Origin of the sequence: Geobacillus sp. LEMMY01 (assembly GCF_002042905.1) — a bacterium.
GTDB lineage: Bacteria > Bacillota > Bacilli > Bacillales > Anoxybacillaceae > Geobacillus > Geobacillus proteiniphilus.
This window is the reverse complement of sequence record NZ_MVKA01000057.1, coordinates 1-9,409: the sequence shown is the minus strand read 5'-3', so window position 1 is coordinate 9,409 and position 9,409 is coordinate 1. Positions and strand designations below refer to the sequence as shown.

Here is a 9,409-nt window from a genome sequence, read left to right as displayed (position 1 = left end):
AAACAATGCCGCTCCACCAAGCGTCCCCGGGTGTGGATCTTTCTAGATGCGACTGGCCGCGACATTCGGGTCGTGACGGACGTCTTCCCTGCGTCTGCGGAACCCATTGCCGACATGTACCAACAACGTTGGACTGTTGAGGTCTTTTTCCGTTGGGTGAAGCAATATCTGAATGTCCCGACCTTGTTTGKCACGACGGAAAATGCGGTATACAACCAACTGTTTGCGGCGTTCATCGCGTATGTGTTGCTGCGATGGCTGTATGATCAAACCAAAAAACAGACGAACGTCTCTCTTTCCTTCATTTCGTTTGTTCGCCGTTTTTTCTCTGGGCAGCTTCCTCTCGATTGGAAATCCGGGATGGCCGCTGCTTTGTTTGAGTATGCCCAAATTTATGGAAGGCGTATGTCTAATTTTGGATAATCAACACTCGTGAAATCGTTACAGTTTATTGAAATCCATACATTCTGCAAATTTATCCGATAAAGTATAAAAGTATGCGACGATTTACACTATGCATGAAGGGGAATGAACATCTATGACAAAAATGAAGAAAGTCATCATCATCACATCCGCTCTTCTTCTAAGCGCCTGTTCATCATCCAACGAAAAAGAACAGGCTTTTATTACGAGCAAAGAACAGTCAAAATCTAATGTATCTGTTACCAATAATCCTTTCTTTAAAGAAAAAAAGGAAGGGAAGATCGAACATTTGCATGGAGTTGGTTATGCAGGCAATCAAAATGCGGTTTACTTTGCTACTCATGAAGGGTTGCTCGTTTACCAAGACAATAAGTGGTATGAAACGGTTTCCAATAAACATGATTATATGGGCTTTTCAGCTACGGACGACGGCTTTTATTCATCGGGACATCCTGAAGAAGGTTCATCGTTAGGAAATCCACTTGGTCTTGTGAAAAGTTTTGATAATGGACAAACATTAATGAATTTAGGATTTTATAAAGAGTCCGATTTCCATTATATGACGGTTGGTTATAAAAGCCATACCATCTATGTGGTGAATCAAGAAGAAAATGAAACGCTTGGACAAGGGGTATTTTACAGTAAAGACGACGGCAAAACGTGGTCGCCAAGTCAGTTGAACGGCCTGCCGCAAACGGCAGCGAGAACGATTGCTGCTCACCCAACGGATGAAAATATGGTCGGGATTAGTACAGCCGAGGGAGTTTTCATTTCGAGAGATAACGGGAATACGTTTGAACGGTTTACGAGAAAAATTGATACGACGACATTTATGTTTCAAGAAAAGTCGGTTGTATTTGCAGCTGTAGAGAATGATCAGCCTATACTCATCAAACAATCATTAGACACAAAACAAGAAGAAGTTCTTGCTGTTCCGCCATTGGATGAAAAAGATCATATCATGTATATAACTTCTAATCCAGCAAACGACAAAGAAATTGTGATCGTTACAATGAATGGGGATATTTTTATGACAAAAAATAACGGTGGAAGTTGGACAAAACTAGCATCAGAAGGGGAAATATAGGGACATGCGGGCGCATGTCTTTTTGTTTGCCTAAAAATATATCGCTCCATAATTTTTGCAAAATTCACTGCTACAATATAAGTAACGGATGGAGAGGGTGAGAAGAAGAGTGTATTCATTCCTAAGCCAAATCAGCAACCTGCTAAGCCAGCCGTTTCTTAATATGGCCAACAGCACAACAGCGCTTCCTGTTTTGTCAGCGTTTCTTCTTGGCATAGTCGGAGCGATGGCTCCGTGCCAGCTGACTAGCAACTTAGGAGCAATCACGTTGTACAGCAACCAATCTCTGCAAAAGGGGATCGCTTGGAAAGAACTGCTTTTATTTATTTTCGGAAAGGTCATCGCTTTTTCCGGGTTAGGCTTGATCGTCTGGTTGATGGGGAAGGAGATTCAAAGTACACTGACACTATACTTTCCATGGTTAAGAAAGCTGATTGGCCCGATTCTTGTTCTCGTAGGCTTGTATTTGTTAGGGCTTTTTAAAATGTATTGGAATGTCACTTTGTTCAGAGTGCCGGAGAGATGGGTAAAAGGAAAAATCGGTTCGTTTTTCATGGGATTTGGCTTTTCGTTGGCTTTTTGTCCAACGATGTTTGTTCTATTTTTTGTTACTCTAATGCCTCTCGTATACTCAACGTCTTATGGAGTGTTGTTGCCGAGCGTCTTTGCCGTCGGAACTTCTGTACCGGTTATTTTATTCATCCTCATCCTTTGGTACTTAGGATTGAGCGGTACTGTCATGAAAAAAGGAAGACAGGTAGGGAAGCTCATTCAGCAAACCGCTGGAATTGTGATGGTATTGCTGGGCGTGTTAGATACCATCACTTATTGGTTTTAACATCCGTCCGAAAGAAGTCTCCCACTTCGAAACGAAGTGAAAGTGGGAGATGAATTTCGGTTAGGCACAGTCTAAAGCTGTCTCTCATCATGATATAATCAGTTTTAGATATAATGAAAGGCTATTATTCAGTATTCCTGTTGTATTATCATCTTGTTTTGGTTGTCAAATATCGCTGAAAAGTGATTGACGATGACATCTCTGATTATGCGAAAGATATGTTTGTTCGACTTGGGAAAAATTATCATATTTCTTTGATTGAATGGAATCATGATTACGACCATGTTCATATTTTGTTCAAAGCGCACCCAAATACAGAATTATCGAAGTTCATCAATGCCTATAAAAGCGCAAGTTCTCGATTGGATCAAAAAGCATTTTCCACAAGTAAAAAGAAAACTGTGGAAAGAATATTTCTGGTCAAGGAGTTTTTGTTTGTTGACAACAATTTTGGGGGAATGTATATTGCAATTCGGCAATATAGTCGTTCAGGGCGAAAATCTTTTGCTTATCAGCGGCTTATTGATGAGTTATGTCATGTTTTATTATGGTATTAAAGTATTAAAGGTAGAACGAAGCATCATGGACTTCATTTTTAACAGTTTTATTAACGGTGTACTTATTTGGAAATTTAGTTATGTCGTTTTACATCCGAATTCAGTTTTACAAAATCCGATGACAATCCTTTATTTTAATGGGGGATATGTTGGCATTAGTATGGCGATTGTTTTTATCACGGTCTATACTTGGCTATACGTAAAAAAGCAGAATATTCCTGTGGCTTCTTATACGCGGGCAATGGTTCCAGTATATTTTGGCTATTTTAGCACTTTTGCATGGATCCGAGTAATGGAAAATTCCCAAAATTATTTCATCATTTTGCAAGCAATAGTAGCGATTTGTTTTTTTATAGTAGCATCACGAGTCAAAACTCAAAAAACTTTATTGCAACTTCTGATATGGTTCCATCTCATTCAATTCGAACTAGCCCTGTATAAAAAATATGTTGTAAATACAGTAATCATATCAAAAGAAGTATGGTTGTACGGCTCTCTCGTTATCGTTTTTATATGTATTTCATATTGGTTAGAGAGGCGAGAAAGAGAAGCGGCTCTTGAGGATAGGAACAAAGGACGGGGAAATGTAATCAATCAACTCGCTTTAGGTGTGATGGTGGTAAGTATTGCTGTATCTTCTATTTTTAACAGTCAACAGGAAGCGGGAAAGGTCAAATCAAAATCAGTTCTATCTACTTCATTGGATTGGGGAAAAATCGGCACGAATAAAGGAGAGGTTGCTCCGGATTTTGAATTACTTTCAATTACAGGGGATAAAATAAAATTGTCTGATTTGCGTGGAAAAACAGTGATATTGAATTTTTGGGCTACTTGGTGTCCGCCTTGCAGAGCTGAAATGCCGGAAATGCAAAAGTTCTACGAAAACAATAAAGATAGCAATGTGGAAATTTTGGCAGTCAACTTGACGAATAGCGAAAGAGGTTCTAATGCGGTGAGCGATTTTGTGGAAGCGAAAGGGATCACATTTAAAGTTGTGCTTGATGAGCAAGGAGACATTGGAAATCTATATGGTGCAATAACGATTCCTACCTCGTATATCATTGATAAAAATGGAGTTATCAGAAATAAATATGTAGGTCCTATGTCTTATGAAACGATGGATCGCATGATTTCAGGAATTCAATAAAAGGTAAATGATGGTTCCCACTGAGTGGAAGTGACAGGAATTGTGACTATCCACTCAGGGGGATGTTTTTGATATTAAAAACCTGTGAATCCTCCAAACAAATCGGTAAAAAAGATGATAATTTTTGTCATCCAATCAAAAAACAGCATAATTCCCATGATAACCATCAGAATTCCCCCGACTCTGACGATGACAGTGTTATATTTTTTTATCCAATTTAACTTGCCGATAAAAAACGACATGATGAAAAAAGGCACGGCAAACCCTAATACATAGGCGAACATATATAACATGGCTGCACTCGGTTTGGTAGCCGCCAACGCGATCACTGATACAAGAATTGGACCTGTGCAGGGAGTCCAGCCCGCAGCGAATCCTATGCCAATTAAAATAGAGCCAAAATAACCGGAAGGCTTGTTCCGGAAAACTAACCGTTTATCTTTCATCATAAAGGAAGGTGAAAATACACCTAAAATGACGAGACCAAAAAAGACAATGAATAAGGCACTAATTTGTCTGATTAAATCTTGGTAATCAACGAATAGTTTTCCTATTACAGAAGTACCAAAACCAATAGCGATGAAGATGACGGAAAAACCGAGCAAGAAAAAGAATGTATGGAGTATTGCTCGTTTTTGAAGCATCCCATTTTCTTTCTTTATTTCATCAACGGATACTCCAGTAATGTAAGATAAAAAAGCTGGGTATAGCGGTAAACAACAAGGGGATATAAAAGACAGTAATCCCGCTCCGAAAGCTAGAAATATATTGATATCGTTCATATTGATCGATCCTCTCTTTTCGATCTTGATAACGATACTGTAAAATAAAATTGTGAATTTTTTGTGGAAAGCGGGCTTTTTCCTGCGCAGGTATTGATTACGGTTTTGTGGTGAACATGATTTGTAGAGGGTATCTCTGTTGCGTTTTATACCCATTACCGGTATAATGTAATTAAAAGAGGTGATGTTTGATGAACCATTATGAAGATCATAATATGGATAAAAAAATGGTTCCACGAACGGAACAGGAAATCGAAAGCATCATCAAGCGCTTGAAGCGCATCGAAGGACAAGTGCGCGGTGTGCAAAAAATGGTGGAGGACAATCGTTATTGTATTGATATTTTAGTGCAAATTTCAGCGATCACGGCAGCGTTAAATAAAGTAGGATTGAACTTGTTAGAACGTCATGTCAGCCATTGTGTGTCTAAAGCGATCCGCGAAGGAAGTGGAGAAGAATCCATTCGCGAATTAATGGATGTCATTAAACAGTTCTCAAAGTGAAAGGAGTGGGAAGCATTATGAGTGAACAAAAGCATGTCACACTTAGAGTGACCGGCATGACATGTGCCGCGTGCGCCAATCGGATTGAGAAAGTATTAAATAAGATGGATGGCGTAGAAGCCAATGTCAATTTGGCAATGGAAAAAGCAACGATTAAATATGATCCATCGAAGCAAAATATAGCCGATATCGAAATGAAAATTGAGAATTTGGGGTATGGCGTTGCGACAGAAAAAGTGACGCTTGATATTGAAGGAATGACATGTGCGGCCTGTGCGACACGGATTGAAAAAGGGTTAAATCGGATGGAAGGTGTTACAAGCGCTGCTGTCAACTTGGCGACAAACAGCGCGGTGGTCGAATACAAGGAGGGTGTCACATCTGTCGAAGACATTTTAGAGAAAATCAAAAAGCTTGGGTACAGGGGGCAAATTCGAAACGAAGAACAAGACCATGCTGGTCGGAAAGAAGAGCGGCTGAAACAAAAACAACGGCAACTCGCCATTTCCATCATCTTATCGTTGCCGCTGCTCTATACGATGCTGGCTCATATGCCGTTTGATATCGGCTTGCCGATGCCGCATTGGCTGATGAATCCGTGGTTCCAGCTTCTTTTAGCTACACCCGTTCAGTTTTACATCGGCGGTCCCTTCTATGTCGGGGCGTATCGGGCGTTGCGCAACAAAAGCGCCAACATGGACGTTCTCGTGGCGCTGGGGACATCGGCCGCGTACTTTTACAGCTTGTATGAAGCGTGGCGGACGCTTGGGAATCCTGACTATATGCCGAGGCTGTATTTTGAAACGAGCGCCGTCTTGATTACGCTTGTGCTTGTCGGCAAATACTTTGAAGCGCTTGCGAAAGGGCGGACAACCGAAGCAATCTCGAAGTTGGTCAGCCTGCAGGCGAAGGAAGCGACCGTCATTCGGAATGGGGAAGAAATGAAAGTTCCGCTGGAGGAAGTGGTGATCGGCGATACGATCCTTGTCAAGCCAGGAGAAAAAATTCCGGTAGACGGTACAGTCATCTCCGGCGCCTCTTCCGTAGACGAATCGATGATTACCGGTGAATCGATCCCGGTTGATAAGAAGGAAGGCGACTATGTGATCGGGGCGACGATGAATACGAATGGCGTACTGACCATTCGTGCCGAAAAAGTCGGAAAAGATACCGCGCTGGCCAATATCATTAAAATCGTTGAAGAGGCGCAAGGGTCGAAAGCCCCGATTCAGCGGATGGCGGATACCATTTCCGGCATTTTCGTACCGATTGTTGTCGGAATTGCGGTTGTTTCCTTTCTAATCTGGTACTTCTTCGTTGCGCCGGGTGATTTGGCCAAAGCGCTTGAGGTGGCCATCGCTGTTCTTGTCATCGCGTGCCCTTGTGCGCTCGGTTTGGCCACACCGACATCGATTATGGTCGGTACAGGAAAAGGGGCAGAACAAGGAATTCTCTTTAAAGGAGGTGAGTACCTAGAGGGAACGCATAAAATCAATGCCGTATTACTCGATAAAACAGGAACAGTGACAAAAGGAAAACCGGAAGTCACCGATGTGCTAGCCTTCCGCGAGGACATGCTCGATTATGCGGTTTCCGCCGAGAGCGCTTCGGAGCATCCGCTGGCTCATGCGATTGTTGAATACGGGAAGAAACAGACGATTTCGCCAAAAACGTTGGAACGCTTTTCCGCCATTACCGGCCACGGAATTGAAGCGGTCATTGACGGCAAAACCGTTTTGATTGGGACGCGAAAATTGATGAAGGACCGCGCTGTCGGGATTTCTCAGTGCGAAAATCGCCTGATAGAGCTTGAAAAACAAGGAAAAACCGCGATGCTTGTGGCCATCGATGGAGAGCTTGCCGGCATCATTGCGGTCGCGGATACGGTGAAAGAAAGCTCTAAAGAAGCGATTCAAACATTAAAACAAATGGGCATCGATGTCTATATGGCAACAGGGGACAATCAACGGACAGCGGAAGCGATCGCCAATGAAGTAGGCATTGAGCATGTGTACGCCGAGGTGCTCCCGGAAGACAAAGCGAACATCGTCGAGGAATTGCAAAAACAAGGAAAACGAGTGGCGATGGTCGGCGATGGGATTAACGATGCGCCGGCTTTGGCCAAAGCGGATATTGGGATGGCGATTGGCACAGGAGCCGATGTCGCCATCGAGACAGCTGATGTGACCTTGGTCGGCGGCGATTTACGCCATATCCCGAAAGCCATTGAGTTGAGCCGCCAAACGATGAAAAACATTCGGCAAAATCTGTTCTGGGCGTTGTTTTATAATACGATCGGCATTCCGGTCGCCGCTTTCGGATTATTGGAGCCATGGATCGCTGGAGCAGCGATGGCGTTCAGCTCCGTGTCGGTTGTCGCCAACGCGCTTCGTTTGAAGCGAGTGAAACTATAAGGCCGTGCGGGATTCGCTATTGCGTTTTCAAGCAGTGAAGCAGCTTGCTGGTGCAATGACGCCGTTTCGTTAGACGATGGCGCCTATATGTTTGGCGCCTTGAAGAGACCGGAAAAATCCATTTTTCTACAGGGAGGAATCAATGATGATGATGACATTGCATGTGCAAGGAATGACATGCGGGCACTGCAAAGCAGCCGTAACAAATGCTTTGACAGAGTTGGACGGGGTGAAACATGTCGAAGTGCATCTCGAAGAAGGCACCGTGGATGTCGACTTTGATGAAACAAAAGTCAGCGTGGAACAACTGAAAAAAGCGATTGAAGAACAAGGATATGATGTCAAATAGAAAGATGCTGTTAGGCATAAGCAAGGCGCAAGAGGCCATTTTCCAACGTCGGATGATGGGGGATAGACGAATGAGAAAAGGGGCTGACCCAAAACGCATTCGCGTTTTGGGTCAGCCCCACTTTTTTTACTCAAAAATGGAAGAATCGCCCTTTTTTCTGGTAGAATAGAGTCGCCATAACCACTATCACCGAAAGAAGGGCGATTCTTTTATGAAACATGATCATATTTCCTTTAAAGAGTGTACCATGGACAACCTCTCTCTGCCAAGCAACATCGCTGATCTCATTTCGCCGGATCACATGGCCCACGTGGTTCACGAGATGGTCGAACGCATCCCCATGGAGACGTTTCTTCCTTACTATAAAGGGGGAGGCACCTCTGCCTATCATTCCAAAATGATGACGAAAATCATCCTCTACGCTTACACCTAAAAAATGTACCACGGTCGAGAAATTGCCCGAGAATTGGAGGTGCATCTTCCGCTCATGTGGCTGAGTGGGTTTCAAAAGCCGGATTTCCGTTCCATCAACCGGTTTCGCTCGGAACGGATGAAAGGCCTGATTGATGATCTATTCCGGGAAATCATCACTCTGCTTGTCGCTGACGGCTGTGTCAACATGGAAGATGATTTCGTCGATGGGACGAAAATTGAAGCGAATGCCAACCGGTACACATTCGTTTGGCGCAAGTCTGCCGAGAAGTACCGGGAGAAATTGCAAGTCAATGTGGATCAGCTCATCGCCCACATCGATGGGATTGTGGCGGAAGAACATGCGGAAGAATTCGACGCTTCGCCTGCTTTCACTTCGGAAGAGATCTGCGAGAAAACCATGGAGTGGGAAGAGCGTTTGGAGGCCGAGCCGGACAACCAAGCGTTGACTATTTAACGAAATATGCAAAAAAACAAAGAGGGCTGGCTCCAAAAGTCCGCTAAAAAGCGGACTTTTGGGTCAGCCCCCATAGCCATCAAGTGAAGCCTTGGAGCGAGTAGCTCCAAGGCTTCACTTTTCATCTTTGGAGGCTGTGACCGTGAGAATATATAAAGATAGGCATGCCAAATACACCTTCCCTATAGAAGGTTTTTTTCATGGTATATGAGGCGGGAATTTCTTATGACACCGGCATGATGACCAAACTCTCGATAATGTCTAAAGCGCTCTTTTTTGTATAACGCCTTGATTTTTTTCCGTGTTGAGCGATGATGTCACACAGTTTTAAAAGGAGTTGGACAACTAACTCCTCAGAACACCATAAGGCTTGAAAGAAATCCATACCGAACTCCTTGATCATACTCATCGCCTTATATT

11 protein-coding genes and 1 pseudogene are annotated in these 9,409 nt (G+C 43.3%); 10 read left to right on the top strand and 2 right to left on the bottom strand.

From position 1 onward, the window contains the following. The 5 genes from B1A75_RS18560 to B1A75_RS18540 all read left to right on the top strand — a co-directional run. Positions 1-423 (top strand): transposase (locus tag B1A75_RS18560; protein ID WP_139761769.1); only part of this gene is annotated, 423 nt, incomplete at its 5' end. Between the two features lie 115 nt (positions 424-538). Next, on the top strand, positions 539-1,510 hold the full coding sequence (locus tag B1A75_RS18555; RefSeq protein WP_079936684.1) for a F510_1955 family glycosylhydrolase: 972 nt from the start codon (positions 539-541) through the stop codon (positions 1,508-1,510). Positions 1,511-1,619: 109 nt separating this feature from the next. Beyond that, a complete protein-coding gene (locus B1A75_RS18550; protein ID WP_079936683.1) occupies positions 1,620-2,348 on the top strand; it encodes an urease accessory protein UreH domain-containing protein in 729 nt (242 codons plus the stop codon). 218 nt (positions 2,349-2,566) lie between these two features. After that, complete coding sequence (locus tag B1A75_RS18545) at positions 2,567-2,905, top strand: IS200/IS605 family transposase (protein WP_483299639.1); 339 nt, start codon at positions 2,567-2,569, stop codon at positions 2,903-2,905. Continuing rightward, the gene (locus tag B1A75_RS18540) at positions 2,787-4,052 is read left to right on the top strand and encodes a redoxin domain-containing protein (RefSeq protein WP_483299638.1); all 1,266 of its coding nucleotides are present in this window, start codon (positions 2,787-2,789) and stop codon (positions 4,050-4,052) included. The genes B1A75_RS18545 and B1A75_RS18540 overlap by 119 nt, the downstream gene beginning before the upstream one ends. A gap of 74 nt (positions 4,053-4,126) precedes the next feature. On the opposite strand, the gene B1A75_RS18535 is transcribed toward B1A75_RS18540, so the two are convergent. Then, positions 4,127-4,834 carry a cytochrome c biogenesis CcdA family protein gene (locus B1A75_RS18535; protein WP_011230401.1) on the bottom strand — a complete coding sequence of 236 codons (708 nt, stop codon included), beginning with the start codon at positions 4,832-4,834 and terminating at the stop codon, positions 4,127-4,129. Positions 4,835-5,025: 191 nt separating this feature from the next. Here B1A75_RS18535 and B1A75_RS18530 point away from each other — a divergent pair, with 191 nt between their 5' ends. From B1A75_RS18530 to B1A75_RS18510, 5 genes are all read left to right on the top strand, one after another. Beyond that, positions 5,026-5,337, top strand: a complete 312-nt coding sequence (locus tag B1A75_RS18530) for a metal-sensing transcriptional repressor (protein WP_011230402.1) — start codon at positions 5,026-5,028, stop codon at positions 5,335-5,337. A 17-nt stretch (positions 5,338-5,354) separates the two neighbouring features. Beyond that, positions 5,355-7,751 (top strand): heavy metal translocating P-type ATPase, encoded by a 2,397-nt coding sequence (locus B1A75_RS18525; protein ID WP_042379746.1) that lies wholly within the window; start codon positions 5,355-5,357, stop codon positions 7,749-7,751. Between the two features lie 145 nt (positions 7,752-7,896). Then, on the top strand, positions 7,897-8,100 hold the full coding sequence (gene copZ / locus B1A75_RS18520; protein WP_042379748.1) for a copper chaperone CopZ: 204 nt from the start codon (positions 7,897-7,899) through the stop codon (positions 8,098-8,100). 211 nt (positions 8,101-8,311) lie between these two features. Beyond that, positions 8,312-8,533: a transposase gene (locus B1A75_RS18515; protein WP_079936681.1), complete on the top strand. Its 222-nt coding sequence runs from the start codon at positions 8,312-8,314 to the stop codon at positions 8,531-8,533. Between the two features lie 54 nt (positions 8,534-8,587). Next, positions 8,588-8,989, top strand: a complete 402-nt coding sequence (locus B1A75_RS18510; protein ID WP_052369177.1) for a transposase — start codon at positions 8,588-8,590, stop codon at positions 8,987-8,989. 223 nt (positions 8,990-9,212) lie between these two features. Here the strand turns inward: B1A75_RS18510 and B1A75_RS18505 are convergent. Next, positions 9,213-9,409 (bottom strand): annotated as a pseudogene (locus tag B1A75_RS18505) (IS4-like element ISGka3 family transposase); the annotation flags it as partial.

What these genes read in the sequence shown, in the direction of transcription:
- B1A75_RS18530 (WP_011230402.1), top strand. Translation starts at nt 5,026, where the DNA reads ATGAACCATTATGAAGATCATAATATGGATAAAAAAATGGTTCCACGA.
- B1A75_RS18510 (WP_052369177.1), top strand. Translation starts at nt 8,588, where the DNA reads ATGTGGCTGAGTGGGTTTCAAAAGCCGGATTTCCGTTCCATCAACCGG.
- B1A75_RS18525 (WP_042379746.1), top strand. Translation starts at nt 5,355, where the DNA reads ATGAGTGAACAAAAGCATGTCACACTTAGAGTGACCGGCATGACATGT.
- copZ (WP_042379748.1), top strand. Translation starts at nt 7,897, where the DNA reads ATGATGATGACATTGCATGTGCAAGGAATGACATGCGGGCACTGCAAA.
- B1A75_RS18555 (WP_079936684.1), top strand. Translation starts at nt 539, where the DNA reads ATGACAAAAATGAAGAAAGTCATCATCATCACATCCGCTCTTCTTCTA.
- B1A75_RS18515 (WP_079936681.1), top strand. Translation starts at nt 8,312, where the DNA reads ATGAAACATGATCATATTTCCTTTAAAGAGTGTACCATGGACAACCTC.
- B1A75_RS18545 (WP_483299639.1), top strand. Translation starts at nt 2,567, where the DNA reads ATGTTTGTTCGACTTGGGAAAAATTATCATATTTCTTTGATTGAATGG.
- B1A75_RS18535 (WP_011230401.1), bottom strand. Translation starts at nt 4,834, where the DNA reads ATGAACGATATCAATATATTTCTAGCTTTCGGAGCGGGATTACTGTCT.